Source organism: Geothrix mesophila (assembly GCF_022808835.1).
Lineage (GTDB): Bacteria > Acidobacteriota > Holophagae > Holophagales > Holophagaceae > Geothrix > Geothrix paludis.
The window spans coordinates 218,269-244,909 of sequence record NZ_JAKZLD010000001.1 but is presented as its reverse complement, the minus strand read 5'-3'; the positions used below and the strand labels follow the sequence as shown (position 1 = coordinate 244,909).

At 68.3% G+C, this 26,641-nt stretch carries 24 protein-coding genes; 12 read left to right on the top strand and 12 right to left on the bottom strand.

Annotated elements, in window-relative coordinates:
• Position 1 precedes the first annotated feature (1 nt).
• Entirely contained in the window at positions 2-3,154 is a 3,153-nt protein-coding gene (locus MLG87_RS01125) for a CehA/McbA family metallohydrolase domain-containing protein (RefSeq protein WP_243293389.1), read from the bottom strand.
• A 187-nt stretch (positions 3,155-3,341) separates the two neighbouring features.
• Between MLG87_RS01125 and MLG87_RS01120 the strand changes: the two genes are divergently transcribed.
• Positions 3,342-3,911, top strand: coding sequence for a SanA/YdcF family protein (locus MLG87_RS01120; protein ID WP_243293388.1), 570 nt, complete (start codon positions 3,342-3,344; stop codon positions 3,909-3,911).
• Positions 3,908-5,050, top strand: a complete 1,143-nt coding sequence (locus tag MLG87_RS01115) for a thiolase family protein (protein ID WP_243293387.1) — start codon at positions 3,908-3,910, stop codon at positions 5,048-5,050. The genes MLG87_RS01120 and MLG87_RS01115 overlap by 4 nt, the downstream gene beginning before the upstream one ends.
• On the opposite strand, the gene MLG87_RS01110 is transcribed toward MLG87_RS01115, so the two are convergent.
• On the bottom strand, positions 5,047-7,677 hold the full coding sequence (locus MLG87_RS01110; RefSeq protein WP_243293386.1) for an AMP-binding protein: 2,631 nt from the start codon (positions 7,675-7,677) through the stop codon (positions 5,047-5,049). The two genes, MLG87_RS01115 and MLG87_RS01110, sit on opposite strands and share 4 nt — an antisense overlap.
• 163 nt (positions 7,678-7,840) lie before the next feature.
• Between MLG87_RS01110 and MLG87_RS01105 the strand changes: the two genes are divergently transcribed.
• Positions 7,841-8,572, top strand: coding sequence for an ABC transporter ATP-binding protein (locus MLG87_RS01105; protein WP_243288184.1), 732 nt, complete (start codon positions 7,841-7,843; stop codon positions 8,570-8,572).
• A gap of 23 nt (positions 8,573-8,595) precedes the next feature.
• Positions 8,596-9,264 carry a carbonic anhydrase gene (locus MLG87_RS01100; protein WP_243293385.1) on the top strand — a complete coding sequence of 223 codons (669 nt, stop codon included), beginning with the start codon at positions 8,596-8,598 and terminating at the stop codon, positions 9,262-9,264.
• A gap of 1 nt (position 9,265) precedes the next feature.
• On the opposite strand, the gene era is transcribed toward MLG87_RS01100, so the two are convergent.
• The 4 genes from era to MLG87_RS01080 are packed head-to-tail and all read right to left on the bottom strand — an operon-like array spanning position 9,266 to position 13,196.
• Positions 9,266-10,198, bottom strand: a complete 933-nt coding sequence (era, locus tag MLG87_RS01095) for a GTPase Era (protein ID WP_243293384.1) — start codon at positions 10,196-10,198, stop codon at positions 9,266-9,268.
• Positions 10,191-10,976 (bottom strand): acyl-ACP--UDP-N-acetylglucosamine O-acyltransferase, encoded by a 786-nt coding sequence (gene lpxA, locus MLG87_RS01090; protein WP_243293383.1) that lies wholly within the window; start codon positions 10,974-10,976, stop codon positions 10,191-10,193. Before lpxA ends, era begins: the two co-directional genes overlap by 8 nt.
• Complete coding sequence (gene fabZ / locus MLG87_RS01085; protein ID WP_243288180.1) at positions 10,973-11,443, bottom strand: 3-hydroxyacyl-ACP dehydratase FabZ; 471 nt, start codon at positions 11,441-11,443, stop codon at positions 10,973-10,975. The genes lpxA and fabZ overlap by 4 nt, the downstream gene beginning before the upstream one ends.
• A 49-nt stretch (positions 11,444-11,492) precedes the next feature.
• Positions 11,493-13,196 carry an HD family phosphohydrolase gene (locus tag MLG87_RS01080; RefSeq protein ID WP_243293382.1) on the bottom strand — a complete coding sequence of 568 codons (1,704 nt, stop codon included), beginning with the start codon at positions 13,194-13,196 and terminating at the stop codon, positions 11,493-11,495.
• Between the two features lie 88 nt (positions 13,197-13,284).
• On the opposite strand from MLG87_RS01080, the gene MLG87_RS01075 reads away from it, so the two are divergent.
• Entirely contained in the window at positions 13,285-14,457 is a 1,173-nt protein-coding gene (locus MLG87_RS01075) for a class I SAM-dependent RNA methyltransferase (RefSeq protein ID WP_243293381.1), read from the top strand.
• Complete coding sequence (gene speD, locus MLG87_RS01070) at positions 14,454-14,825, top strand: adenosylmethionine decarboxylase (RefSeq protein WP_243293380.1); 372 nt, start codon at positions 14,454-14,456, stop codon at positions 14,823-14,825. The genes MLG87_RS01075 and speD overlap by 4 nt, the downstream gene beginning before the upstream one ends.
• Here the strand turns inward: speD and MLG87_RS01065 are convergent.
• The 4 genes from MLG87_RS01065 to MLG87_RS01050 all read right to left on the bottom strand — a co-directional run bounded on the left by MLG87_RS01065 (position 14,761) and on the right by MLG87_RS01050 (position 17,810).
• A complete protein-coding gene (locus MLG87_RS01065; protein WP_243293379.1) occupies positions 14,761-15,318 on the bottom strand; it encodes a methylated-DNA--[protein]-cysteine S-methyltransferase in 558 nt (185 codons plus the stop codon). The two genes, speD and MLG87_RS01065, sit on opposite strands and share 65 nt — an antisense overlap.
• On the bottom strand, positions 15,315-16,727 hold the full coding sequence (locus MLG87_RS01060) for a DNA-3-methyladenine glycosylase 2 (RefSeq protein WP_243293378.1): 1,413 nt from the start codon (positions 16,725-16,727) through the stop codon (positions 15,315-15,317). Before MLG87_RS01060 ends, MLG87_RS01065 begins: the two co-directional genes overlap by 4 nt.
• A gap of 63 nt (positions 16,728-16,790) precedes the next feature.
• Positions 16,791-17,303, bottom strand: coding sequence for a methylated-DNA--[protein]-cysteine S-methyltransferase (locus tag MLG87_RS01055; protein ID WP_243293377.1), 513 nt, complete (start codon positions 17,301-17,303; stop codon positions 16,791-16,793).
• Between the two features lie 42 nt (positions 17,304-17,345).
• Positions 17,346-17,810 (bottom strand): methylated-DNA--[protein]-cysteine S-methyltransferase, encoded by a 465-nt coding sequence (locus MLG87_RS01050; RefSeq protein ID WP_243293376.1) that lies wholly within the window; start codon positions 17,808-17,810, stop codon positions 17,346-17,348.
• A gap of 34 nt (positions 17,811-17,844) precedes the next feature.
• Between MLG87_RS01050 and MLG87_RS01045 the strand changes: the two genes are divergently transcribed.
• The 6 genes from MLG87_RS01045 (at position 17,845) to MLG87_RS01020 (ending at position 24,528) form a co-directional block, all read left to right on the top strand.
• The gene (locus tag MLG87_RS01045; protein WP_243288172.1) at positions 17,845-18,654 is read left to right on the top strand and encodes a menaquinone biosynthetic enzyme MqnA/MqnD family protein; all 810 of its coding nucleotides are present in this window, start codon (positions 17,845-17,847) and stop codon (positions 18,652-18,654) included.
• A 37-nt stretch (positions 18,655-18,691) separates the two neighbouring features.
• Positions 18,692-20,005 carry a Xaa-Pro dipeptidase gene (gene pepQ, locus MLG87_RS01040; RefSeq protein WP_243293375.1) on the top strand — a complete coding sequence of 438 codons (1,314 nt, stop codon included), beginning with the start codon at positions 18,692-18,694 and terminating at the stop codon, positions 20,003-20,005.
• Between the two features lie 478 nt (positions 20,006-20,483).
• On the top strand, positions 20,484-20,816 hold the full coding sequence (locus MLG87_RS01035) for a hypothetical protein (RefSeq protein ID WP_243293374.1): 333 nt from the start codon (positions 20,484-20,486) through the stop codon (positions 20,814-20,816).
• Between the two features lie 13 nt (positions 20,817-20,829).
• Positions 20,830-21,504 (top strand): hypothetical protein, encoded by a 675-nt coding sequence (locus MLG87_RS01030; protein WP_243293373.1) that lies wholly within the window; start codon positions 20,830-20,832, stop codon positions 21,502-21,504.
• Positions 21,480-22,319, top strand: coding sequence for a sensor histidine kinase (locus MLG87_RS01025; protein ID WP_243293372.1), 840 nt, complete (start codon positions 21,480-21,482; stop codon positions 22,317-22,319). The genes MLG87_RS01030 and MLG87_RS01025 overlap by 25 nt, the downstream gene beginning before the upstream one ends.
• A 46-nt stretch (positions 22,320-22,365) precedes the next feature.
• A complete protein-coding gene (locus tag MLG87_RS01020; RefSeq protein WP_243293371.1) occupies positions 22,366-24,528 on the top strand; it encodes a S9 family peptidase in 2,163 nt (720 codons plus the stop codon).
• Positions 24,529-24,802: 274 nt separating this feature from the next.
• Here MLG87_RS01020 and MLG87_RS01015 read toward each other — a convergent pair whose 3' ends face one another.
• Together MLG87_RS01015 and MLG87_RS01010 are read right to left on the bottom strand one after the other, a co-directional pair.
• Positions 24,803-26,068, bottom strand: coding sequence for an MFS transporter (locus tag MLG87_RS01015; protein ID WP_243293370.1), 1,266 nt, complete (start codon positions 26,066-26,068; stop codon positions 24,803-24,805).
• A gap of 149 nt (positions 26,069-26,217) precedes the next feature.
• The gene (locus MLG87_RS01010) at positions 26,218-26,640 is read right to left on the bottom strand and encodes a CBS domain-containing protein (protein ID WP_243293369.1); all 423 of its coding nucleotides are present in this window, start codon (positions 26,638-26,640) and stop codon (positions 26,218-26,220) included.
• Position 26,641 lies beyond the last annotated feature (1 nt).

The window sequence follows — 26,641 nt, the reverse complement described above, 5'->3', positions numbered from 1 at the left end:
ACTAGAGTCCGGGAGGAGTGTACCCCCCGCCGTCCACATCCACAAAGATCGGGTTGGTGACGGCGAGGGGATAGATGCCCTTCATGATCTTGTTCCAGGGCGTTCCGGCCTGATAGGCCCCGGTGGTGGCCAGGGGCACACCCGCTTCGACCACCAGCCAGGCATCCTTGCCCGTGGGCATGGCCACGCCATTCAGGGTCGCCGTGCGGAGGCGGAAGTCCGTGGAGGAGGCGGTGAAGCTGCTCATGGGTACCACCTGGGCCACGCCATTCACGACCACGCGCACCTCATCCACCGGCACCCAGTCCGCCGCATAGAGCGAGATGGTGATGGATACGGTGGGGGCGGGCCCGGCCACCAGTCCCCCGGGGCCTACGCCGTTGACCGCCACGTCGAGCAGAGGTCCGGTGGAGGCCACGGCCGCGCCGCTGCGAAGCGCGGCCAGCAGAGGATCGAGGGTGTCCTGGGTCAAGGTTCCGGAACCGAGCTTCAGGTAGGTACGGGCCAGACCCACAGGCGTGTCGTAGCTGAACTTCGAGGCGGAGAGCCCCAGTGCCTTGGTAAAGGCCGTCGGAGCCTGCTGGCTGAGCAGGGAGAACCAGTCGCTCCGGACCGCCTTGAACTCGGCGAACCAGGCGGTGGGATCCGCGGGATCGCACCCTTCGGCCCGGATCAGCTCCAGGGCATCGAAATCCCCCTGATGCGCGCCGAGGGAAACAGGGCCGGTCTGGGTCCACCAGGCATTCGCTCCCGATCCGAGGGGAACGGCGGGATCGAACCCGCGGACGGTGAACAATCCCTGCGGCCCCCGGGGCCGGTGGACGATGTTGTAGCGTCCCTCTGCCTGGGTGATGAAGTCCGCCAGGGTCCAGCCCTTGGAGGGCCTGGCTCCGCCGTTGCGATCCCCGTTGGGAACGGGCGTGAACAGGGCCGTCGCGAACCCGTCCGCCAGCGTGGAGCTGCGGGCGCCGACCACCAGCGGGTCGATGCCGATGGGGATGCGCTGGGCGTCCGTGACCGCCGCGCTCTCGATCTCCGTCCGGAACTCGGTCCTGAGGGCCGTCGGATCCGTCAGGTGATCCTCTTCCGTGCGGGTCACCGCATCCACCCCCTCCGCGAGGGCGGAGCTGAGCATCTCGCCGGGGTTCAGGCCGCCGGTGGTCGCCTGGGTGGGGCTCGGAACATCGAAGGCCTTCCAGCCGGTCGGCAGGGTCGGGGGGAGGGTCACGAAGGTATGGCTCAAATCCGTCTGGCCGTCATAGGACTTCACGGGCAGCGCTTCCAGGTGGGACAGCGGACCGCGGGTGCCGTAGGCCAGGTAGTCTCCCGGAGGGAGGAAGACCGAAACCCCTCCGCCGGAATACCGGAAGGACGTCCCGAAAACCTGGTTCCCGGCGATGTACTGGTAGTCCGCCACGCTCGCGCTTGAGATCACCTTGGCCTTGTAGACCCGGTCGTAATATCCGGCCAGGCGGCGGGACCGTTTCATGGAGGGATCGGGCGCTCCTCCCTGGCCTGCCAGGGTGATGCGGAGGGGATTCAGGCCATCCATCTCCAGGGTTCCGGCCTGCCGGGCCACGAAGGAGTGCCGCTGCTGCTTGCTGCGGACCACGTTCCCGGACGCGTCCGTGACCTCGGCCCGCTCGGGACTCAGGTTCTCCGCCAAGGTCCAGATCTGGCTTTTGGACGGCGTGATGGGGGTGGGCAGGTAGGGCCGGTCGGCGTTGGACGTATTGGTGCCGAGATACAGCGTGTTGCTCTGGAAAGCGTTGCGCGCGGTCACCCGGTACGGCTGGCTGAGGCCCGTGCCGCGGGCATCCGCGACGGCCGGAAGGAAGACGCCGATGGCTCCGCTGGAGGAAGGGATGTCGCTGGGTTCGCGCCACTCCACGCGTTCGGTGACCCAATGGGAGGGATCGGCGTCGGTGGAGGGATCCGCGCTCGAGCCGGTGTAGCGATCGAACCGGAACTCGGTCTGGAGCGGACCCGTGCGGGCGGCCGTACCGAACGAGTCGAACGTGAGGATGCCGTATTCGCCGCTGTGGAACCCCAGCCGGGCCTGGACCATCTCGTTGAAGACCGCGGTCGCCTGGGCCGGCTGGGTGCCTGAGATGCTGGCATTCCCGACCTCTCCGCCCAGGACGTACAACCGGCGCCGGTAGGTCATGGGTTGTCCTGCCGGCAGGCTGGTCGCAGCGGGGCTCCCCACGACCAGTCGGCCCGGGAAGCGGGGACGGAGCTCGGTGAGCGCGGGTTGAGGATCCGAGGCCACCAGCACCTGATCCACGTCCAGCGGCAGAATGCCCAGGGTGGAGTGGGCATCCAGCGTGTCTCCGGAGGATTCCGAGCCCATGAGCGCCACCATGGGCGTCACCACGCTCGTCGTCAGAGGTGCCGTGAAGTCCGATCCCGGAATCTCAACCCCCCAGCTGCTGATCGGGGTCCCATCGAATGTCGTCACGGCGGGGACCACGAACCGGAATCCACCGCCATGCTGCGAAAGGAAATCCCCTAGGTTCCGGATGGGGAGGGCCGACGTTCCCTCGTTGGTGATCGTGGTCTCCAGGGTGAAGTAGGTATTGGCCTTGTTCAGGGTGATCCGGTGGGCGACGCTGACTCCCAGCACCCTCCCCTGGGCATCCGTGGCCACTCCGAGCTTCCCCTTGGGATCCAGGAGGTAGCCCTGCATGTCCAGGTACACCTCGTTCACACCCGTCCCGGGCGAGTACCGGTCGAAAACCAGCGGCAGGTCGGGGTCCTGGTTCACCACGGGACCCAGGCGCTCGACCATGTCCGTGGGCAGGGACACGCGCTTGTAGTTCTGGTCGAGGGCGACGTTGCCCACATCGAGGATGGCGCCACCGGAGGGCGCGCCGAACTGGCCCTCCCGGTTCCCGAACGCCGCGCCGTCCACGGCGATCTGGACCGCATCGTTGCCGAGGTAGAAGTCCCCGGGTCCCGAGGTCGCCTTCAGGCCGTGCAGGCGATCGCCTCCGGAAGCGGGGATTTCCTCCACCGCCACCGTGGGTCGGCCCACGCCCGTGGCCCGGAAGCAGCCCGTGACGCCCCCGGCCAGGACCAGGGCCAGCGGGGCCAGGGCCAACGGGAAACGCGGGGACAGACGAGGGGAACGGACTGCGGGATCAAGGCTCATGTTCATCAAGGCGTCTCGTTCAGGCGGGAGGTCCATGGGGCTGGGGCGTACGGAAGGTCTATGCTAACTCACGATGCCGATCTCCGCCTTTCTTCATCGCTTCAGGCCGCACCGGCGGACCCTGCTTCTGGCCCTGGCGCTTCTCCTCCTGGGAGACTTGCTCTGGACCCTGGGAAGGTTCCCGGCCATGCACCACCAGCAAATCTACCGGGCTGAGGAGCTTCCGCCGGTGAGCGGCCCGGTGCTCGTGCTGGGTGCCGGCGTCTACGGCGATGGAGAGCCCACCGAGCTCCTCCAGGGCCGCCTCCGCACGGCCCTGAGCCTGTATCAGAGCGGGAAGGTCCGCTGGTTCCTGGTGTCCGGCGACAACCGCCACCCCTCCTACAACGAACCCCAGGCCATGCGACGCTGGCTGGTCAAGCAGGGCGTTCCCCCCACCCGCATCATCAGCGACTATGCGGGCTTCCGCACCTGGGACAGCCTCAAGCGCGCGCAGGCCGTCTTCGGCCAGCAGAAGGTGGTCATCGTCACCTCGGATTTCCACCTGCCCCGGGCCCTCTATCTGGCCGATCACCTCGGACTGCAGGCATGGGGCGTCCCCGCCTCCACCGAGAGCCGCCCGCCCGTGAATCGGATCCGCTACTGGGCCCGTGAGTACATCGCCAGGCACCTGGCCCTCTGGGATGTCTGGTTCCCGCCGGATGCGCGGCTGGGCCCCCGGGAGCCCACACCAGATGATTGGGATCCGGCCTCATGAATGAAGCCCACGACCTGCTGATCCTCGCCGCGGGGAGGCTCCCGCAGGGTCGCTACGGTGGCAGCCTGGCGGGCCAGGGCGCCGTGGCCCTCGGACGCGCCGCCGTGGAGGGCCTCCTGGCCCGGCCGGACCTGCCCCGACCCGGCAGCCTGATCTGGGGCATGGCGCGGAGCCACACCCAGGGCATGAACCCGGCCCGCACCCTGGCCCTGCAGGCGGGCCTGCCCTTCGGCGTCCCGGCGTTCACCGTGAACATGGCCTGCGGCTCCAGCCTCCAGGCCCTCCTCCTTGCCGCCCAGCGCCTGAAAGACGGCGCGGAGGCCCCGGTGCTCATCGGCGGCAGCGAAGCCATGTCGGATACGCCCCATCTGGTTCCGGGCCTGCGCTGGGGGTTTCGCATGGGCCACCGCCAGCTGCCGGATGTCATGCACCACGACGGTCTGCGCTGCCCGGTGACCGGGCTTCTCATGGGGGAGACCATCGAGCGGCTGGCCGCCAAGCGCGGCATCACCCGGATCGAGGCGGACACCTGGGCGGCCGGGAGTCATCGGCGGGCCTCCCGGGCGGACTTCCGGGCGGAGCTCCTACCCCATCCGGCGCTGGATCACGACGAATGCGTGCGCCAGGAGATCGCGGTGGAGGACCTGGGCCGCCTGGCCCCGGTGTTCGATCCCCACGGCCAGGTCACGGCGGGGAATGCGTCGGCCCTGTCCGATGGCGCGGCGGGGCTCCTCATCGGCCGGCGCGAGCAGGCCGGCGGCGCCGTTCCCCTGGCCCGGATCCTGGGGTGGAGCGAGGCGGGCGTGGACCCGCTGGACATGGGCGAGGCGCCCGTTCCCGCCGTGCGGCGTCTGCTGGCGGCCCATGGACTGACCGTGGCGGACATCGACCTGTGGGAGCTGAACGAGGCCTTTTCGGCCCAGCTCCTGGTCTGTCAGCGACAGCTGGGTCTGCCGGAGGACCGCCTCAACGTCGCCGGTGGTGGCGTGGCCCTGGGCCACCCCATCGGTGCTTCCGGAGCGCGCATCGTGGTGACCCTCGTCCATCAGCTCCGCCAGCGGGGCGGAGGCCTGGGGGTGGCCACCCTCGGCATCGGCGGGGGGCTGGGGTCGGCCCTGCTCCTGGAGGTTCCGACTTAGGCCCCGGCCTCTTCCAGCATGGCCTTCAGGGCCCGGTAATCCGTCTTCCCCGTGCCCAGGGTCGGGATCTGGTCGATCTGCCGGACCACGCGGATGTTGTGCAACGAGGAAAGTCCCGCGGCACGGATGGCTGCGTTGGCGTCATCCCGGCCGATGCCCGCCACGGAGAAGAGGATCAGGTCGGGGTTGAGATCCTCCGGGGTGGCTTCCACCGCCAGCAGCGGCTCGATCTCGTCCTCCCCCTGGAAACGTTTGGCCAAGGCCTCCTCGATGGCCGGCAGGGAGACCATCTCACCGCCCAGCTTCACGAACCGCTTGAGGCGCCCCGCGAACACCAGCACGCCCCGCTCCTGGCGCACCAGGTCCCCCGTGCGATACCAGTCCCGACCTTCGAAGGACTCGAAGGGCGATTCCACATCGGGGTTGAGGTAGCCGGAAAAAATGCTCGGTCCGCGCACCAGGAGCATGCCGGCCTGGCCCGGCTCCACCCGGCGCCCCGCCTCCAGGTCCACGATGGCCCATTCCACGGACACCAGCGGCTTCCCGATGGTCCCGTTCCGGGGATCCTCCTCCCGGTTCACGGACACCACCGGCGAGCACTCGGTGATGCCGTAGCCCTCCAGCACGGTGGTCTTGGGCCAGCGCCGGGCCAGGGTGGCGTACACCTGATCCGGGCATTTCTCGGCGCCGGACACCACGATCCGCAGGGATTCCAGGTGGCGGTCCTCGGCCGTGCGGAGGATGCCGCCCAGGAAGGTGGGCGTCCCCACCAGCAAGGTGGCGTGATAGGCCTCAATGAGGCGGGCCAGCATCCGTCCCTCGGTGGGATTGGGATGGTAGACCACCCGCAGGCCCAGCAGCAGAGGCAGGATGGTGGTGGTGGTGAGGCCGAAGGCGTGGAAGGGCGGCAGGCATCCCAGCACCCGCTCATCCTCGTGGAAATGGATGGCCTGGGTGATGTCCCGGATGTTGGCCAGGATGTTCCCGTGGCTCAGGGGAACGGCCTTGGGGTGGCTTTCGCTGCCGCTGGTGAAGAGCAGGGCCGCCGTGGGAGGGACTTTCGCCGGATCGAGGGAGAACCGGCCGAGGCGCGCGCGGAGCGCGGCGGCTACCTTGGTCCGCAGGGTGATGCCTTTCCCGACCTCGTCCAGCAGCAGCAGACGGTCCTTCACGGCGGAGAGGTCCACGCCCTGGGCCTGGAGCCGATTCACCAGCGTGGACACGGTGACCACGTGCTTCACGCCCACCAGGTCCAGACCATAGGCCGTGCTGCGGGCCCCGGCGGTCCAGTTCACCAGCACGGGGGTCTTCCCCGCGAAGAGCAAGGCCAGGTAGAGGATGCTGGCGCCTCCCGAGGCGGGCAGCATCAGGCCCACATGGGTTCCTTCCAGGCGCTCGAAGATGGGCTTCAGGACCAGCACCGCCGTGATGACATCCCGGTAGGTCTTCACGCCGCCGAGCTGGTCCGCCAGGACCACACGGCCCGGGTCGCGCCGTGCCTGCTTGAGGAAGACCTCGGGGATGGTGTCGCCTTCGGGCATCTCGATGGGCAGGTCCGTGCGCGAATGGAACCAGGCATGCGGCACCGCCTTCAGTTCCCCCTGGCGCAGGGAGACGGCTGCTCCTGTGGCCGCCAGCAGCAGATCACCCACCGTCTGAAGGGAGGCCGGGTCGCTGCAGGGATAGCCGAAGGCCTGCTCGAGCCAGATCTCCAGCTCGCGATGACCCAGGACATCCAGGCCCAGGTCTTTCACCAGGTGATGGTGCTCCTGGATGTCCGGATGGCCCGTCACGGCCTGCAAGTGGCGCTTCACCGTATCCCTGACCTGGGGCGGCACGCTGCGGGGATTGCCTTCCACCCTGGGCCGGGGCGGCTCGGGGAGGGTGCGGGGCGCCTGATCCCGCCAGACCAGGTAGGGCACGAAGATGCGCGGCGTGGCGCCTTCGTTCAGGCGGGATTCCAGCACGTGGTTGATGGCCTCGCGCCCGGCCTGCGCGGGCAGGCCATGGAGCTCCTCGAAGGCCACCTGGACCTCCCGCCGCGGCATGAAGAACAGGGCATTGGCCAGCAGGTAGCCCAGCCCCTTCAACAATTCGGGCCCGACGGAGGGACGCCTTCCCGACGCGGCGCTGAAGCGGCTGCCCCAGAGCCCGTGCAGCCGCACCACCACCACCCGGGCGTCCGGGGCCAGGCGGAGGATCTCCGCGACGGCGCTGTTGTCGGCGAGATCCTGGGTCTTCTGCCGGGCCAGCCGGGCGCCCGGGAACATCAGGATGTTGCGCCCGGAGGCCAGGCGACCTGCCAGCGCCGCCAGTTCCCTGTCCAGGGCTTCCCGGGTGCGGTCCCCATGGTCCACGGGGTCCGGAAGGGGCCTGGCGCCCAGGACCCGGGCCAGCCAGCGCATGGGCGCGGAGGCGGCATGGTCGCGGCCCATCACCAGGGTGGGCGAGAACCGTCTGTGCAGTTCCGACCCCAGGATGAAGGGATCCACCAGGCTCGGGTGGGAGGCCAGGAAGAGGATCCCCGGCTTGGCACTCGGGGGAACGGCCTCCAGACCCTCGGTGTGGATTCGGTAGCGCAGCCGCAACAGCGGCTGACCCAGGGCTCGGATCAGGGAATCGATCATCGTGGCGGAACCTAACGGCAGGATGTAGGCGGATCAAGGATTGTAGCGGGAATCCAGGGAGGGCTCCCAGCGAGGCGTCCTGGGGTTTTGCCGGGAGCCCTAAACCTGGCCCGGGGCTTCTGCGAAGATGGACCAGGGCCTTCGGAGGCCCCTCGAGGATCCCATGACCGACGCGCCCCTGATCCGGCTCACCGACATCACCAAGGTCTATCAGATGGGCGACATGGAAGTTCGGGCCCTGGACGGCGTGTCCATGGAGATCCGGCGAGGCGAATACGTGGCCATCATGGGCCCCTCCGGATCCGGCAAGTCCACCATGATGAACGTCATCGGCTGCCTGGACACACCCACCAGCGGCACCTACGAACTGAACGGCAAGCTGGCCTCGGCCATGACGGATGACGACCTGGCCCAGATCCGCAACGAGGAGATCGGCTTCGTCTTCCAGACCTTCAACCTGCTCGCCCGCACCACCTCCCTCCAGAACGTCGAGCTCCCCCTGATCTACGCGGGGAAGACGCCCGCCGAGCGGCACCAGATGGCCATCAAGGCCCTGGAGAATGTCGGCCTGGGCACCCGCAGCGACCACATGCCCAACCAGCTCTCCGGCGGCCAGCGTCAGCGCGTGGCCATCGCCCGGGCCCTGGTGAACGACCCCTCCATCCTGCTGGCGGACGAGCCCACCGGCGCCCTGGATTCCAAGACCAGCGTGGAGATCATGGCCCTCTTCGAGGACCTCTACCAGAAGGGCAACACCATCATCCTCGTCACCCACGAGGAGGACATCGCCCGCCACGCCCACCGCATCATCAAGCTGCGCGACGGCAAGATCATCCACGACGAGCCGAACACCCCCATCAGCTCCGAGGAGCACCTGGCGCACCTGAATCTCTAGCCTACCTCCGGTAGACTGGAGGCATGCAGAAGCTCGTCCACGGCATCCACCAGTTCCAGACCCAGATCTTCAAGTCGCACAAGGACCTCTTCGAACGCCTGGGCAGGGATCAGGCGCCGGAGACCTTGTTCATCACCTGCTCGGACTCGCGCATCAGCCCGAACCTGATCACCCAGACCCAGCCCGGCGAACTGTTCATCCTGCGCAACGTCGGGAACCTGGTGCCCCCCTACGAGAGCCTGGGCAGCACAGCCGCGGGCATCGAGTTCGCGGTCGCCGTCCTCCAGGTCAAGGACATCATCGTCTGCGGCCATTCCAACTGCGGCGCCATGAAGGCCCTGCTGGAGCCCGAGCAGCTGGGGCAGCTTCCCGCCACCAGGTCCTGGCTGGCCCATGCCCGCAAGACCGAGCGGATCATGTGGGAGAGCTACGGGCACCTCAAGGGCCACGAGCTGTTGCATGCCACTGTCGAGGAGAACGCGCTCGTGCAGCTGGAGAACCTCCGCAGCCATCCGGCGGTGGCCAAGGCCATGGCCAATGGCGCACTGCACCTGCACGCCTGGGTCTACAAGATCGAGACCGGCGAGGTGTTCGCGTTCGATCCGGACCGGGGCCAGTACACCTCGGTCACGGGCACCGCGGGTCTCGCGCCGCTCGATACGGAGCACCGGGCCACGGACCTGTCGATTTGACCTAGAGGTCCAGGCGGTCCAGGCGATCGGGCCGGTCCCGCCAGCCTTCGTCCACCTTCACGAACAGCTCCAGGCGCACCGGGCGCTGGAGGAGCTTCCTCAACTCGCGCTGGGCGCTCTGGCGGATGTCCTTGATCATGTCGCCCTGGCTGCCCAGCAGGATCTTGCGGTGGCCGTCGCGGTCCACCAGGATGCGCGCAGCGATGAAGACGCCCTCGGGTCCCAGATCCTCCGGATAGTCCGCGTGGCCGGGCTCGACCCACTGCTCGATGAGCACCGCCACGCCGTGGGGAACCTCTTCGCGGGTCTTACGGAGGACCTTCTCGCGGATGAACTCCGCGGCCAGGGAGCGCTCGGTCTGATCCGTGAAGGTCTCCTCGTCGTGCAGCCAGCCGGGCTGGGCCGCATCACGCTCCAGCAGGGTCCACAGGGGATCCAGGTTCAGGCCCATCTTGGCGCCGATGGGCACGATCTCCTTGAAGGGGAGCAGGTCCTTGTAGGTGGCCACCTTCTCCAGGAGGCGCCCCTTGGAGAGCAGATCGATCTTGTTCAGCAGCAGGTAGGTCGGCCGCCCCATCTTGCGCAGGCGCTTGGCCAGGGCGTGCTCGCCGGTGCCCAGGTAGTCGTCCGCGTCCACCACCCAGAGCAGCAGGTCGGCCGCTTCCAGCGCCTGCTCCACATGGGCCATCATGCGCTCGTTGAGGGCGTGCTTGGGCAGGTGGATGCCCGGCGTGTCCAGGAAGGCCAGCTGCACGTCGCCGCGGTTCACCACGCCCAGAACCCGGGTGCGGGTGGTCTGGGGAACCTGGCTGGTGGCGGCGAGCTTCTGGCCCAGCAGGGCGTTCAGCAGGGTGGACTTGCCGGCGTTGGGCAAGCCGATGATGGCGATGGTCGCGTGACGCCGCTGCGCGTCCGTGCCGGGCTGGTCAGCCACGATGCACGCCCCGCTTGGCTTCCCGGATGAACTGCAGCAGGTATGCCACCTCGGCCACGTGCCCCACTTCCTTCTCGGTCTGGGCCATGGCCTCCTCGCGGAGCAGCCCGGCATGGAAGAGCAGGCGGTGGGCCTTCTTCAGGGCCTCGACGACCTCCACGGGGAAGCCCTTGCGCTGGAGGCCGATGGTGTTCACGCCGTAGCTCTTGGTGTCGCGGGCGCCGGCGGTCTTCATGAAGGGCAGCACGTCCTGGGTGGCCACGGTGAACCCGCCCATGAAGGCATGGTGGCCCACGCGGCAGAACTGGTGGACGGCGGAGAAGGCGCCGATGTTGCAGCCATCCCCCACTTCCACGTGGCCGGCCAGCGTGGCGCAGTTGGCGAAGATGTTCTTGTTTCCGACGTGGCAGTCGTGGGCCACGTGGGAACCCGTCATCAGGAAGTTGTCATCGCCCAGGGTGGTCAGCCCGCCACCGCCCTCGGTGCCGCGATGGAGGGTGCAGCCCTCCCGGATCACGTTGCGGTTCTCCACTTTCAGGCGGGTGGGCGCACCCTTGAACTTGAGGTCCTGGGGCCCCATGCCCAGGGTGGCGTGGGGATAGATGTCGTTGTCTTCGCCGATCTCGGTATGGGGGCCGATGACGACATGGCTGCGCAGCAGGGTGCGGGCGCCGATGACGGCGTTGCCCTCGATGACGCAGAAGGGCCCCACGACCACGCCCTCGCCCAGCCGGGCCTCCGGGCTCACCACGCTGCTCGGATGGATCTGCGTGCTCATCGTCCTTCTCCCTCGGCCAGGTCCATCAGCATGGACATGAATTCGGCTTCCGCGACCTTCTGGCCGTCCACGAAGGCCTCGCCGCGCATCTTGCAGATCCGGCCCTTGAGCTGGACCACCTTGACTTCCATCACCAGCTGGTCGCCGGGCAGCACCGGCTTCCGGAACTTCGCCCCGTCGATGCCCATGAAGTAGATCACCTTGCGGGCCCGGTCCTCGATGTCCTGGAGGAGCAGGCAGCCGCCGGTCTGCGCCATGGCCTCGAGGATGTAGACGCCGGGGAACACGGGGCGGCTGGGGAAGTGGCCCTGGAAGACCTGCTCGCTGAAACTGATGTTCTTGAGCCCCCGGATCCACTGCCCGGGCTCGAAATCGAGGATGCGATCCACCAGGAGGATCGGATACCGGTGGGGCAGCAGGTCCAGGATTCCTTGCAGGTCGATCGTTCGGGGTTCGCGTTCCGACATGGGCACTCCAATCCTATAGGTTACCGGCTCCGCCTCCCGCCCTCCAGCCTCAGGATCGCCGGGCCGTCCGCTCGTAGATCCGGGCCTCGATGAACAGGTCCAGCAATCCCCGGTCCAAGGCCCCGGCCCGGGCCTCGTCCTCCAGGATGGCCAGGCTCCGCTCCACGGGCACCGCGCCCTTGTAGGGCCGATCCTGGGCCGTGAGGGCATCGTAGACATCCGCAATGGCCATGGCCCGGCTCTGGACGGGAATATCCGGTTCCGTGAGCCTCCGGGGGTAGCCCCGGCCCGTCAGCCGCTCGTGATGGGCGTAGGCGATGTCGGGGATGCCGGCCAGGTCCCGGGTCCAGGGGATCTGTTCCAGGAACCGGAAGGTATGGGTCACGTGGCTTTCGATCTCGAGGCGCTCCGTTTCGGAGAGACTGCCCTTGCGGATGCGCAGGCTGGCCAGGTCGCCGGCTTCCACCAGGCTCCGGCGCTCGCCGCTCCAGTGGGTGAAGGTGAGGTCGTCCAGGAGCCCCAGCCCCTCCGCGACCTCCTGGGCCATCACCGTGGGTTCGTTGCTCTGGCGGACCAGATGGATGAGCCGCTCCGATTCCTCCCGGCGATCCCGGATGGCGCTTTCCCACAGGTCGATGCCTCCCCCGCCCTTCCAGGCCTGGGCCAGGGCCTCGAGGGCCTGCTCCAGCTCCCGCTGGTGCAGGCGCTGGAGGATGATCTCCAGCTGGCCGGGATCGAGCTTCTTGGCCTTCACCAGCACCTGCTCGCGGACGCCCACCTTGCCAAAGTCGTGCAGCAGGCTGGCATAGCGCAGCTCCCGCAACTGGCGGTCGCTGAAGGAGAGGCCTCCGTAGGTTCCGCTGGGTGTGGCGTTCACGGCCTCCGCGAGGCCGACGGTGAGCTCGGCGACACGCCCGGAGTGGCCGCTGGTGACCGGGTCCCGGGCCTCGATGGCCGTCACGGAGGCAGCCACGAAGCCTTCGAAGAGCCGCTCGATCTCCTCCCGCAGCTGGGCGTTCTTCACAGCCACCGCCGCCTGGCCGGCGAGGCTCTGGGCCAGCCGCTGGTCCGAGGCGGAGAAGGCGATCGCCTGCCCATCCTCGTCCAGGCGGTTGAGGAGCTGCAGGACTCCGAGGATCTCGCCTTCCGTGTCCAGCATGGGCACCACAAGCATCGAGGTGGTGCGGTACCCCGCCAGGCGATCGAAGCTGTCGTTGAACCGGTAGGGAGCCTCGACCGGGAGGTCGTAGACATCCGGCAGGTTCAGGCATTCCTTGCAGAGGGCGACGAAGCCCGCCAGGTTCTCCCGCGAGATGGGCAGGGCCTCCCGGTGGAAGGGGAACCTCACGCGGGCGTTCTGCGTGTGAGCGAAAAGCAGCTCGGGACGGTCCTCCTCGCCGGTGAGCAGGTAGATAGACCCCGCTTCGGCGTTCAGCAGTTCCCGCGCCTTGGTGAGGATCAGATCCAGCAGCCGGTCCAGGTTCTGTTCCGAGGCCAGGGCGCGGCCCACCTCGTGGAGCCGCTCCATGTCCCGGCGATCCTGCAGCCGCGCCCAGGCCGCGCGGACCAGGGCCTCGGCCGCTTCCAGACCCGGCCAGACCTCGCAATCGGCGAAGGTGCCGTCGCCGGGCACCCCCAGCACCACGTCGGCCCGCCCGCCCTCCACGAAGGCCAGAGCCTTCCGCAACTCCCCGGCCACGCGGTCCAGGAGGATGCTACGGTGCTCTGGGGGGACGGCGACAGTGAAGCGCAAGGCGGATGCAGGCTCCAGGAAAGCGAAGACGAAAGTCCCGTCAGCATATCGGAATTCCCCCGCCCCCACTGCGACCTGGCAGGGATCCGTGGATCGCCTGGCCTGGGGCGGCCGGGGCGTGGCCCACGAGGCTGACGGCCGGCTGCTCCTGCTGGAGGCGCCGCTGGCCCTCTTCCCCGGTGAGCAGGTGGAGGCCACCGTCATCTGGAAGGCCCGCCACGGCGAAGGGCGTGTCACCCGCTGGCTCAGCCGGGATCCCCGCCGGGCCCCCGCGGAATGCCCCGTCGCCGGAACCTGCGGCGGCTGCGAGCTGTGGGAGGCCGGTCGCCACGCGCCCGAGCTGAAGCGCCAGATGGTGGCCGACCTTCTCCGTCGCCAGCTGGGCGAAGAGGTGCATTGGGACTGGCGCCCCGCCCCGGAGGAGGCCCGCCGTCACCGCATCCAGCTCCACTGGGACGGCTCCGCCCTGGGCTACTTCCGTCGGCACAGCCATGCACTCGTGCCCGTCTCCGCCTGCCCCGCCGCCGCGGAACCCCTGTCCCAGGCCATCCCGCGCCTGCAGGAGGCGCTGGCGGCGCACATCCTCACCTCCCGCCCAGGCCGCTGGGAACTGTCCACCGGCACGCCCGCGAGCGAGGTGCTCGCCACGGATGAGCGGGGTCGCACCTGGCGCCTGGAACCCGATGGCTGGCATCGCAGCGAGGAGCCCCTCGCGCAGCGCCTCGGCGGCATCACGCTCCGGCATGAGCCTGGCGCCTTCTTCCAGGTGAGCCCGCCCTGGGCCGCCGAGGCCTTCCGCAGCCTGCTCGAAGGCTGGAACGTGAGGGGCCGCACCCTCTACGACCTCTATGGCGGTGTGGGTCTTTTCTCTGCGCTGCTCGGCAAGCGCTTCGACCACCGCGTGCTGGTCGAGTCCGGCGAGGCGGCTGTGGCCTGGGCCCGCCGCAACCTGGCGGCCCTGGGCCTGCCGTCGGAGTGCCAGGTGGGCGATGTGGCCGCCTGGGTGCCTGAGGGGCTGGGGCATCCGGAGGACGTGATCCTGTTGGATCCGCCCAGGGCGGGACTGGAACCGGCCCTCACGGAGCGTCTCTGTGCCGCCGGGGCCGGAAAGCTCGTGTTGGTGGGCTGCGACGGCGCCGCCTTCTGCCGGGACTTGAAGCGCCTGACGCCCGCGTGGAACCTCGAGCAGCTGGCCGTGCTGGACCTTTTCCCCATCACCAGCCACGTGGAGTGCGTGGCCCTGCTGGCCAAGCGGTTATGAGCGCCCCCGCGAGCGCCCTCGGCCGTCACCTGCTCGTGGAATACACGGGCTGCGACGCCGCCATCCTCGCGGACCTGGAGCGGATCACCACGGCCATGCTGGAGGCCGCCCGGGCCTCCGGCGCCACCATCGTCACCCACAGCTTCCACCACTTCAGCCCTCATGGCGTCAGCGGGGCCGTGATCATCGCCGAGAGCCACCTGGCCATCCACACCTGGCCCGAGCACCGCTTCGCCGCCGTGGACTTCTTCAGCTGCGGACCCGTGGACATGGACCGGGGCCTGGCGGTCCTCCACACCGCCTTCAAGGCCGCCGGGGAAACCCGGATGACGCTGGAGCGCGGGCCCCTGCGGGCGATCCATCCCTGATCGCCCCTTCGAGCCGCAAGAGCCGCTCCTTCATTCCGAGGCCGCCGGCATAACCCGTAAGGGTGCCGTTGGCGCCAATAACGCGATGGCAGGGCACGAGGATGGAGATGGGGTTGGCGCCGTTGGCGCGGCCCACCGCCCGGCTGAGGTTCGCGCCGCCCAGGGTTGTCGCCAGCTGGCCGTAGCTGCGGATCTCGCCGAAGGGGATGCGCTGGAGCTCGGCCCAGACGCGCTGTTCGAAGGGGCTTCCGTGGAGGCGGACGGGCAGCTCGAAGGTGCTTCTCCGGCCAGCGGCATAGGCCTCCAGCTGGTCGCGGAGGCGGGCCGCGGCGCGGGGATCTGGCGACGCCACCGGACCCAACCGGGCGACTTTCGCCAGCAGGGCTTCGCGGAATTCATGGCCCGCAAAGCCAAGGTAGATGACGGCGCCCTCGGCGTCGAAAGCGACCTGGACGGGACCGAGAGCGGTCTCGAGGCGGTGGATTCCCGTCATGCGGGCACTCCCTTCAGGCTGGCCCAGAGATGGAAGGTGGCGAGGCTGCGATGGGGCGCGAAGGACGCCATGAGCCGCTGGGTCTCCACGGGACCCGGCCGTGACTCGAGCTTGAACCAGCGCTGGAGGGCCAGGGTGAGCGCCGCGTCCCCCACGGGCACGCAGTCCCGGAAACCCAGGCCGCGCATCAGCACGTACTGGGCCGTCCAGGGACCGCAGCCCCGCAGGGCCAGGAGCGATGCCTCGGCCCGAGTCGCGGTCAGCAGGTTCTCCAGCTTTAGGTCGCCCTTCGCCACCAGGGCCGCAGCGTTCAGGACATATTCGGCCTTGCGTCGCGAGAAGCGCCGGGCGGTCAGGTCTGCGGGATCCAGGGCCGCGATGGAGGCAGCATCAGGGTGCGCGATGAGGCCGCCGACGGGGGTTCCCGCCAGACGGATCAGGTCGCGGCGGAGGGCGTAGGCGAAGGCCAGGTTCACCTGCTGGCCCAGAATGGCCCAGACCAGCGCCTCGAAGGGATCCAGGGTGAGGGGCACCCGCAGCCCTTCCCGCCCCCGGGCCAGCCGGGGATGCGCTTCTTCGAAGGGGGCGGCATCCCCGTGCCAGGCCAGCAGCCGCAGGGTCGCGCGGTGGGCTTCCGCCATGGCCTCGGGGCCGCCCGCGCCCGCCAGGGACACCACCACCTCCCCGGGACCGAAGGCCAGGCTGAGCACCCCGGGCCGACCGACGAAGTGAGCGGCCTTGCGAAGGATATTGCCCTGCACCTGCTCGGACACGCTCTCCGCATCCCGGCCATGGAACCGGAGCAGATCACCGAGCCGGGTGTGCTCCGGCAGCGGCAGCGTGAAGCGGTCGGAGCCCAGCAGGTCCCGATAGGCGCCGGGTGCCAGGCCCGTCTGGCGCCGGAAGGCCTCGTGGAAGCCGGAGGGGCTCTCGAAGCCCACGGCCGCCCCGACCTCCAGCAGGGGCGTGGCGCCCTCCCGCAGCCGGGCGTAGGCGGCGCGGATGCGGGCGCCCTGGAGGAAGGCGGCGGGCTGGGTATGGGCATGCTCGCGGAACAGGGCCTTCAGCTTCGTGAGCCCCACACCGGCCACTTCCGCCAGGGCCTCGGCTTCGGGGAAAGCGGCCGGGTCCGCCCAGGCGCGGGCCATGGCCTCCTCCAGCCGGGCCAGGTCCGCGTCCTCCCCCCGGTAGAAGGCGTCGGGTCGGCAGCGCTTGCAGGGCCTCAGCCCGGCCGCCCGGGCGGTAGCCTCATCCTGGAAGAACCGCACGTTGCGGGCCAGGGGCTTCCGCGCCGGGCAGGAAGGCAGGCAGTAGATCCCCGTGGTGAGGACGCCCGTGAGCACCCGTCCGTCGAAGGAGGCATCCTTCGCCAGGATCCGTTCATAGAGGTGTTCGTCCGACCAGCGCATGGCTCCATGCTAGGAGCCCGCCGCAGGGAAGTCCTCCGATGGACGTCGCCGGAATTCTTCCGGTCAATCCCAGGTCAGCGGCAGGCGGGGCTGGGGCGGAGCCTTGGGCAGCACCCCCTCGAGGCGCAGCAGGAACTCCTTCATGTCCAGGCCCCCGGCATAGCCCACCAGGGATCCGTCGGACCCGATGACGCGGTGACAGGGGATGAGGATGGAAATGGGGTTGGCGCCGCTGGCGCGGGCTGCCGCGCGGATGCATTTCTCATCCCCCAGGCGCCGGGCCAGCTCCAGGTACGAGATCGCCTGCCCATAGGGGATCTTCTGCAGTTCCTTCCAGACCCGCGTCTGGAAGTCGGTGCCTTCGGCATGCATGGGGATGTTGAAATTCCGGAGATTCCCAGAGAAGTAGGCCTCCAGCTGTCGCTTCAGGAAAGGGAGGCTCTTCGGTACTGGGCCGGCGGGAACCGGGGGAAGCTGGCCGTGCAGCCGAACCAGATGGGAGAGGCGCCCTTCCCCGTCGAAGGCCGCGCCCAGGTCCCCGAGGGGGGTGGGCAGCAGGTGTAAGGGCCCGTTCATAGGCACCAGCATGCCAGCATCACGGTTTTTTGTTGCAACGGATCAGGGATTTCGCCAACCCAGGCCCGATTCCAGTTCCCGCAGCGCCCTCGGGAGGGGCCCCTCGCCGGGCAGGACCACTCGGTGGCAGGGGACGAGCAGGACGATGGGATTCGTCGCGCAGGTCATGACGATGAGGTCCTCGTCCACTCCCAGCCAGGCGGCGAGGTCGGCAGGACGGCGGGATTGGCCGTAGGGGATCGTCCTCACCGTGTCCCAGATGCGCAACTGCATGGGCGACCCCTGGGGATCCACGGGCACCGTGAACGTCCGGAGGGTTCCCGCCAGGTAGGCGTCCAGCTGGCGGTCGAGGTAGCGCTTGGCCTCCCGCTGCTCCTTGGGCGGCAGCGGGCTGGTCTTGCGAGGATCGAGACCCTCCACCGCCAGCTCGCGCAGACGCCCACGCCCATCGAAGGCCGCACGCATCGGCCCCAGCAGGGTGTTCAGCTCGTAGTGCCAGAGGACCATCAGGGAATCATCGCAGGGTCGTTAGACTGTTTCCATGGCCACTGAACCATTTCGCCTGTCCATCATCGACTATCTGAACGCCGCCCCCCTGAACCACGGATTCAAGCATGGCCTCGGCTGGGAGCACTTCCACCTCAAGTTCCACTACCCCTCGGCTTGTGCGGACCGCCTGCGCTCTGGCGAGGTGGACGCCGGGATCGTCAGCTCCATCGAGTACCTCCGGATCCCGGACCTCCTGATCGTGCCGGGCCTCTGTATCGCCTCGCCGAAGCGGGTGCGCAGCGTGGTGATCCTTTCCAAGGTACCGCCGGAGCAGATCCGGACCCTCGCCCTGGACACCTCCAGCCGCACCAGCGTGGTGCTGGGTCAGCTCATCCTCCGGGAGCGCTACGGCGTGAGCCCCGAGATCACGGACATGGGACCGGACCTGCCAGCCATGCTCGAAGCCCACGACGCCGCCATCATGATCGGCGATTCGGCCATGCGGGCCCCCCGGCAGGGGCTCTTCGTGCTGGATCTGGCCGAGGAATGGCACGCCTGGACGGGCCTGCCCTTCGTCTTCGCCCTGTGGCTGGTCCGGAAGAACGCCCCGCAACTGCCCGTGCCCGGCGGTGTGGCCTCCTTCTTCCACAAGAGCTACGAGATCGGCATGGCCCAGCTTCCGGCCATCATCGAGGAGGCCCGGCGCACCATCGGCTGGACCAAGATCGAGCTGCACGAGTACTTGACGGAGAACATCAGCTACACCCTGGGCGAGGCCGAACGCGAAAGCCTCGCCCTCTTCTTCGAGAAGGCCGTACGGCACGGGTTCGCGCCTGAAGAAAAGCCGCTGCGGTTCCTCTGAGCACGCCCGCCACCGACACCCCCCACCAGGACACCCCATGACCTACCTCGCTTCCCTCTTCCACGCCCACATCGCCGAGCGCCAGCGGACCGCCGCCGAGGCCCTGGCCGAAACGGGCTTCGACGCCCTGGTGATCTCCAGCGGCCAGGTCTACACGCACTTCGCGGACGACCAGGACGCCCCCTTCCATCCGACGCCCCATTTCGCCCACTGGTGCCCCATGACGGGCCCCCACCACCTCCTCGTGGTCCGGCCCGGCCGGCGTCCCCATCTCATCCGGTACGCCCCCGAGGACTTCTGGTACGAGCAGCTGCCCCTGGGGAACCCGTTCTGGGCCTCGGCATTCGACATCGAGGAGGTGGGCACGGTCGAGGAGGCATGGAAACGCCTGGGGTCGCCCGAGCGGGCCGCCTACATCGGCAACGAGACGGAGCGGGCCGAGGCCGCTGACCTGGAGCTGAATCCGGCGGGCCTCACCGCCCGCCTGGATTGGAACCGCACGAACAAGTCGGTCTACGAGGTGCAGTGCATCGAGGAGGCGACGGTGCTGGCCGCGCGGGGCCACCTGGCCGCCCGGGCCGCCTTCCTGGCCGGCGCCAGTGAGCTGGAGATCCACTACGCCTACATCCAGGCCGTCGGCATCGTGGATCACGAGATGCCCTACGGCAGCATCGTGGCCCTCAACGAGAAGGGCGCCATCCTCCACTACGAGCACAAGCGCGCCAACGTCAGGAACGGCGACGTCCTCCTCATCGACGCGGGCGCCCAGGTCCGCGGCTACGCCGCGGACATCACCCGTACCGTGGCCGCCCCCCACTGCGACAGCCGCTTCGCCGATCTGGTGGACGGCATGGTGAAGCTCGAACTCGGCCTCTGCGACGCCGTGAAGCCCGGCATGCCCTACGGGGACTTCCACCACCTGGGTCACCTGGCCATCGCGGCCCTCCTGAAGGAACACGGCATCCTCAAGGCCGATCCCGAGGAGGCGGTGGAACTGGGCCTGAGCCGCCCCTTCTTCCCCCACGGCCTGGGCCACCACCTGGGCATCCAGGTGCACGACGTGGCCGGCCGCCAGGGCGCACCCGACGGCACCCTGGCGCCTCCGCCGCCCCAGCACCCCACCCTGCGCACCACCCGCACCATCGAGGCGGGCCAGGTGTTCACCGTGGAGCCCGGCCTCTACTTCATCCCCATGCTGCTGCGCCCCTTCCGCGAGAACGAGCACAAGGCGAGGTTCGACTGGAAACTCATCGACGAGCTCACCCCCTGCGGCGGGATCCGCATCGAGGACAACTTGCTGGTGACCTCCTCCGGGCACCGCAACCTCACCCGACCGCACCTCCCCAACTAGCCTGCGGATCTGGACTACCCCCCGATCGCACAGCGCCCCGCGCTGTGCTCCCGCTCAGCCTTCGGCTTCGCGGAGGGGGCCCCGTTGCATCGAGGACAACTTACTGGTGACCTCCTCCGGGCACCGCAACCTCACCCGACCGCACCTCCCCAACTAGCCTGCGGATCTGGACTACCCCCCGATCGCACAGCGCCCCCGCGCTGTGCTCCCGCTCAGCCTTCGGCTTCGCGGAGGGGGCCCCGTTGCATCGAGGACAACCTGCTGATGACCTCCTCCGACCACCGCAACCTCACCCGGCCGCACCTGCCGAACTGAGGTATTGGGCAAAAAAAGTTCCGACGCCCGGTCCGGACCGGGCGTCCGCACGTTTCATCCCGGTCCCATCTTGTGAGCCGACAACTCTTCGGGTCTGATGGGGAGATCACCCTTTTGATCTACCTCCCAACCAGGCCCTCGGCCGCCTTTCAGGAGTCTTCCTGTGTCCGCTCAGCCCTTCGACCCCTCCCGCGACCACCGCATCACCCACAAGGAGGCCGTCAGCCTGGTCCGGAACTTCCATGCCCGGGCCGAGGCCGGCGCCCACCGGGCCTCCGCCTTCAACCGCAGCGCCTTCGAACAGCTCCTCGCCCAGCCGGGTGCCGCGGGAATCCGCATCTACCGTGCCCAGCATGAGGACGGGTCACCCACCATGGTGATGGTGGCCGTGGATGCGAATGGTGTGGATCTGAACTCCCCCGAGGCCACCTACATCCAGAACTCACACGACTGCCCTCCCTTCTGCGCCGGATCCAGCCTCTCGGCCGGCTTCTGAACGGCAGGAGGCCGTGGCGTCCAAGTCGGTCTACTACTGGATCCTGATCTGCCTGATCGACCCGTGGATCCTGGCACCCATGCTGGGATACGCCTGGAGCCGTTTCAGGACCGGGTACCAGGAACCGCCCTGGATCCGTCCCTTCCTCTGGACCCAAGTCTTCGATCTTGTCCAGGGTTCGGTGTTCATCGCGCTGGCCCTTCTCCACCAGAACAACCAGTGGCTGCGGCATCTGACCCAGCCACTGGTATTCCTGGGTTTTCTCTGGACTCTGTTCCGCCTGGGCCCCGGGTCGCGCAATCGCCGGGCCCTCTACGGCGTGTGCCTGGCGGCTGGCCTGGCGGCCGCCGTCATAGGCTTCGAGTTAGACGGGGTGAAATGGCGCAACTCGGTCTTCACTTCCACGATGAGCCTGGTGTACCTCGGCCTGGTCACCTGGGAGCTGAAGACCCTCACCCAATCCGAAGAAGAGAACCACCTGGCGGGCCTCCCGGCATTCTGGCTGCTCGCCGCCCTGCTGGTGTACAGTTCAGGCACCCTGATCTTCAACGCCAGCTCGAATTATTTTCTCCGCACCCTCCCTCCGCACCTGCTTCCCATTCCCTGGGTGGTCGCGGGCTTCATCCACGTCATCCATGAAGTCATGCTCGCCAAAGTCTTCCTGTGTCCGAAGCCCACCTCGTCCTGATCTTCGTGCTCGCCACGTTTGCCGTGGTGCTGCTGAGTTGGCTCACGCTCTTCAGCGTGGTGTCGGCGAAATCCCGCATCATCCATGAGCAGCGCCGGACCCTGGAGGCGGAGCAGCGGCTGCGGCGGGCCCAGGAAGCCTTCACGGACAACGCGCACCACGAGCTGCGCACGCCCGTGCAGGTGCTGGCGGGGCACCTGCAGATGGTGCGGGACCTGGGGCTCGGGCCGGAGCAGACCGCGCTCCTCGAACGGGCCCAGGAAACGACCACCCGCCTGGGTCACTTGGTGCAGGGGCTCCTCGACTTCGCCAGTCTCGCCCAGGGGACCCTCAGGCTCCGGCCCGGCCCCACGGACCTGGGCTCCCATCTCGCACAGCTCGGGAAAGAGCTCGAAAGCCAAGCCAAGAGCAAGGACCTGGAGGCGAAGGTCGCGCTGGATCCGCTCCCTACGCCCCTGGTCTGCGACGCGGCCCGCCTGTCCCAGGCCCTGGAGGCCCTGCTGGACAACGCCGTGGGCTTCACCGAACGCGGCACGGTGTCCTTCCGCATGGTCGCCCGGCCTGAGGGCCGCGCCTGGCGCCTGCGCTTCGAGATCGAGGATCAGGGCCCCGGCCTGCCGCCGGACTGGGAGCGACTTCTGAAACCCTTCGAACAGGAGGAACGTAGCCTTCGCCGCCGGCGCGGTGGGCTCGGAATCGGCCTGCCCCTGGCGGCCGGCATCGTCCACCTGATGGGGGGTCAGATGGGCCTGATCCCGCTCGCCTCGGGAACCCTGGCCTGGGTGGGGATCCGGTTGGAGGAAGCAGAGGGCTGACGAAGCCTCGTTTTCCGATATACATGGATGATCCTCTGGAGCTTCCATGCCCGTCCGCGCCCTCCTGGCCTGCCTGATCCTCGTCCCTGCCCTGTCGGGACAGGGTTCGGGCCAGCTCACCCTCGAAGCCGTCGCGCATCCCACGAAGCGGGTGGCCTATGCTGGTCGGCCCGCCACGCGCCTGGACTGGCTGCCGGACGGCGCCCTGGTGGAAACCCGCCGGGAAGGCGATCAGGTGGCCCTCTACCGGATCGACCCCGCCACCTGGGAACGGAAGCCCCTGCTGGAGTCCACCCGTCTCCAATCGGCCCTCGTGACGGCAGGAGCCGGAGAAGCCGCCGCCAAGGAGGCCCTCGGGCGCGGCGCCTTCATCTGGAAGGACGACCACAGCGCCTTCCTGCTGACCGTGGCAGACGACCTCTTCCTGGTGGACGTGAAGGCGGCCACGGCCAAGCGGCTCGCGGGGGGGAATCCGGAAGAAGCGTCCTTCAGCCCCGACGGCCGGCAGGTCGCCTATCTCAAGGGCAACGATCTCTACGGGGTGGAGGTGGCCACGGCCCGGGAGACCCGCCTCACCACCGGTGGCGGGGAGACCGTGTTCAATGGGCGCCTGGACTGGGTGTACCAGGAGGAGGTCTATGGCCGGGGCAGCTTCCGGGCCTTCTGGTGGGCCCCGGATTCGAAGCGCCTGGCCTACCTCAGCCTCGACGAGACCAAAGTGCCGGTCTACACCCTCATGGATGACCGCTTCCAGCCCCAGAAGGCCCTGAAGGCCCGCTATCCCAAGGCCGGCGATCCCAATCCCACCGTCCGCCTGGGCGTGGTGGACCTCACGGGGGCCACCACCTGGATGGACGAGCCCTATCCCGGCCAGGAGACCCTCATCGTGCAGGTGGGCTGGGACCCGGCCGGCCACCTGGTGGCCACACACCAGGACCGGATCCAGAGCTGGCTGGACCTGCGCCGCTACGACGGTGCCGCATCCCGGTTGCTCATCCACGAGAACGGCCGCGCCTGGCAGGAGCGGCTGCCCCTGCCCCACTTCCTCTCCGACGGGGGTTTCCTGTGGGAGTCCGGACGCACGGGGCGCCACCACGTCTACCGCTACGGGAAGGATGGCCAGCTCATCGGCGCCGTCACGGCCGGGGACTGGGATGTCCGGCAGGTGCATGGCGTGGACGCCAGAACCGGACAGCTTTATTTCGATGCGACCGAGCGCAGCCCCATCGGCCTGGACGCCTACCGTGTGGGGCTCGATGGGAAGGGCCTCGTGCGGCTGACGGACCGGCCCGGCACCCACCGGGTGAAGCCCAATGCCGCGTTCACCGCCTTCCTCGACACCTGGAGCGACATCCACACCCCGCCCCAGCAGGCGCTCCACGACAGCCAGGGCAAGCTGGTCCGCCTCATCGACGCCAACCCCGCCGAAGCCTGGAAGGCCCTGAAGCTCGGCAGGGTGAGCTTCCAGCAGGTGAAGACCCGCGGCGGCTTCCCCATGGAAACGATGCTGGTCCTGCCCGTGGACTTCGATCCCGCGAAGAAGTACCCCGTGTTCCAGACCCTCTACGGCGGCCCGATGGCTCCCGAAGTCCGGAACCTCTGGCGCCGGGACATGCCCTGGTTCCAGTTCCTGGCCCAGCAGGGCATCGCCACCTGGGTCTGCGACAACCGCAGCGCCTCGGGGAAGGGCCTGGCCAGCGCCCATGGCATCTACCGCAATCTGGGGGCCCAGGAGCTCCAGGACCAGCTCGATGGCTTGGCCTGGCTGAAGGCCCAGGGCTGGGCGGACATGGACCGGATCTGCCTGGACGGCTGGAGCTACGGCGGCTTCATGACCACCTACGGCCTCACGCACAGCAAGGCATGGAAGCTGGGCATCGCCGGAGCGCCGGTGACGGACTGGCACCTCTACGACAGCATCTACACCGAGCGCTACATGGGCCTGCCCTCGGCCAACCAGGCCGGCTACGAGTCCAGCTCCGTGCTCAAGGCCGCGGCCAACCTGTCCGGCAGGCTCCTGCTGCTCCACGGCACCCTGGATGACAACGTCCATCCCCAGAACACCGTCATGCTCATCGACGCCCTTCAGAAGAGCGGGCACGCAGTCCAGATCGTCCTGCTGCCCGGTTCCGACCACAGCCCCCGCGCGCCCCAGCACAACTGGGCGCGCTTCCAGGCCATGTGGGACTTCCTGTCGAAGTACCTATAGAGTGCCTAACAAAACCCCGACAGGGTCGCGAGAAAGCCAGGTGGGATGCACCGCAAGGAAGGGCCCGCAGGGCGATGCGGGACATCGTTCAAGGGCCCTGACGCCGCGGGGCGCCCACCTGGCTTTCTCCCTCCAGGCGAGGGCCGGCGGGCGCCGCGATGCCGCGTCACGCTCGTCGCGCGTAGTACCCGCTACGCGTCTCCTCGCGTTCCTCGCCTCGCTCGCCCGGCGACCCTCGCGCGGCCCCGTCGGGGTTTTGTTAGGCACTCTTAGATCAGGCTTCCCGTGTCGCGGGCAGCATACGGTCGTACACCCAGAGCAGCACGGCCGTGAGCACGCCCACGCCGATGATCGTCCAGAGCATGCCCGCCGGCTTGTGCGTCACCTCGCCGAAGTGATGCATCAGTTTCCCGCCGAACCAGCCCCCGATGAGGGAACCAAGGCCGATGGGCAGGAAGGCGAAGCCCATGTAGGTCCCCTGCTGCCCCGGAGGGGCGAGGCGTGAGATGTACTCGTAGTAGCGCGGCGACTGCACGATCTCTCCCAGCGCGACGCAGATGAGCGTGACGATCACGCCCGTCACAGTCGGCCTGAAGATCAGCACGATCCAGGCGAGGGACGACATCAGGGTTCCGATGGTGACCGCCTTCACCGAGGCGATCTTCTGGGTAGCCAGGTTGATCAGGACCGTCAGGGAGATCACGACCAGCGGGCCCGTCATCAGCAGCAGCTCCGTGTCCGCTTTCGGATCGATGTATTTGGCGACATACAGGGGCAGCGTGATGAATTCCTGCCAGTACACCACCCAGTACCCCGTGAAGATCAGCAGGAACAGCATGAACTTCGGGTTCGAAAGGACCGTGAGGAAGTTCCTGCCCGTCTCCGCCAGAGAGGGAGGCGGCACATCGCCCTCTTTGCGCGGTTCCTTGAACAGCAGCAACACCGCGAAGAACATGAGGAACACGCTGATGGCCGCTACGCGGAATACATTCTCCACGCTCATGTGGCGGTGGACGTACGACGCGACAAAGGGGCCGGCGGCGCCGCCGATGTTCACCAGCGTGTAGTAGATCGAATAACCGATGGAGCGGACATTCTCCTTCGAGGCGCGCGCGGTGGTTCCGACCACGGCCGGCTTCACCAGCGCGATGCCTAGGGCCGGCAGCATCAGCAGGAACGCCACGAGCACGCCGAGCGGCACCAGGTCCCGCACCGGAGCCATCCAGGAGGAACCGAGCGATCCCAGAAGGAAATAGGAGCAGCTGAGGATCAGATAGGCGAGGGAGAGCGCGCGACGAAAGCCGAGGCGATCGGCAACCGCGCCTCCGAAGGCTGCCAGGAACCAGACCAGCCCTCCGAACAACCCGGCCAGGCTGCTGGCATCCTGGGTCGGAAAGCCCAGGGATTCGTTCAGGTACCTGGCCAGGGATGCGAAGGCGGCGTAGTAGGAGAGCCGCTCGAACAGCTCGCTGACGTTCGCGACCCAGAAGGGACGTTCGAATCCATCGCGGATCTCACGCAAGCGTCGAGCTGGGCTCAAGGGACCTCCTGGGGAAGGATGATGACCTTCGATCTTCCCGGGGAACCGGAGGCAGGGTCAACCCATGCCCTCCAGGCGCCTGCCTGGCAAGCGCCCGGGAGACCGCGCCTGTTCCATCGCGCGGCCCCCGTGGCGTATCGGGAGGGCTGCTACTTCCCGGCTTTCGCGAACTCCACCACGGCCTTGAGCATGTCGCCCACGGACATGATGCCCACCAGCTTCCCCTTGGCATCCACCACGCACAGGCCGTAGAGCTTGTGGTCGAGGATGGCCTGGGCGGCCGTGGCCAGGTCCGTATCCGGCGTCACCGTGATCGGATGCAGGTTCATGACCTCCTTCACGGCGGTCTTGGACAGCAGGTAGTGGACTTCCCAGGTGTCCAGCGAGGTCGCCTTCCCGGGGGTGTAGTCCTTGATCATGCGCTCGGTGATCAGGCCGACGAACGCGCCCCTGGCCATGACGGGAAGCCGCCGGATGCCCTTCTCCTTCATGAGGTGGATGGCCTCGATGATGGAGGCGTCCTCCTCGATGGTGATGGGGTTCTTGGTCATCCACTTTTCGACCGTGGTCATC

Excerpts from the sequence above, each read along its gene's own strand:
- MLG87_RS01125 (WP_243293389.1), bottom strand. The coding sequence starts at position 3,154 with ATGAGCCTTGATCCCGCAGTCCGTTCCCCTCGTCTGTCCCCGCGTTTC.
- MLG87_RS01120 (WP_243293388.1), top strand. The coding sequence starts at position 3,342 with ATGCACCACCAGCAAATCTACCGGGCTGAGGAGCTTCCGCCGGTGAGC.
- MLG87_RS01115 (WP_243293387.1), top strand. The coding sequence starts at position 3,908 with ATGAATGAAGCCCACGACCTGCTGATCCTCGCCGCGGGGAGGCTCCCG.
- MLG87_RS01110 (WP_243293386.1), bottom strand. The coding sequence starts at position 7,677 with ATGATCGATTCCCTGATCCGAGCCCTGGGTCAGCCGCTGTTGCGGCTG.
- MLG87_RS01105 (WP_243288184.1), top strand. The coding sequence starts at position 7,841 with ATGACCGACGCGCCCCTGATCCGGCTCACCGACATCACCAAGGTCTAT.
- MLG87_RS01100 (WP_243293385.1), top strand. The coding sequence starts at position 8,596 with ATGCAGAAGCTCGTCCACGGCATCCACCAGTTCCAGACCCAGATCTTC.
- lpxA (WP_243293383.1), bottom strand. The coding sequence starts at position 10,976 with ATGAGCACGCAGATCCATCCGAGCAGCGTGGTGAGCCCGGAGGCCCGG.
- fabZ (WP_243288180.1), bottom strand. The coding sequence starts at position 11,443 with ATGTCGGAACGCGAACCCCGAACGATCGACCTGCAAGGAATCCTGGAC.
- speD (WP_243293380.1), top strand. The coding sequence starts at position 14,454 with ATGAGCGCCCCCGCGAGCGCCCTCGGCCGTCACCTGCTCGTGGAATAC.
- MLG87_RS01065 (WP_243293379.1), bottom strand. The coding sequence starts at position 15,318 with ATGACGGGAATCCACCGCCTCGAGACCGCTCTCGGTCCCGTCCAGGTC.
- MLG87_RS01060 (WP_243293378.1), bottom strand. The coding sequence starts at position 16,727 with ATGCGCTGGTCGGACGAACACCTCTATGAACGGATCCTGGCGAAGGAT.
- MLG87_RS01055 (WP_243293377.1), bottom strand. The coding sequence starts at position 17,303 with ATGAACGGGCCCTTACACCTGCTGCCCACCCCCCTCGGGGACCTGGGC.
- MLG87_RS01050 (WP_243293376.1), bottom strand. The coding sequence starts at position 17,810 with ATGGTCCTCTGGCACTACGAGCTGAACACCCTGCTGGGGCCGATGCGT.
- MLG87_RS01045 (WP_243288172.1), top strand. The coding sequence starts at position 17,845 with ATGGCCACTGAACCATTTCGCCTGTCCATCATCGACTATCTGAACGCC.
- pepQ (WP_243293375.1), top strand. The coding sequence starts at position 18,692 with ATGACCTACCTCGCTTCCCTCTTCCACGCCCACATCGCCGAGCGCCAG.
- MLG87_RS01020 (WP_243293371.1), top strand. The coding sequence starts at position 22,366 with ATGCCCGTCCGCGCCCTCCTGGCCTGCCTGATCCTCGTCCCTGCCCTG.
- MLG87_RS01010 (WP_243293369.1), bottom strand. The coding sequence starts at position 26,640 with ATGACCACGGTCGAAAAGTGGATGACCAAGAACCCCATCACCATCGAG.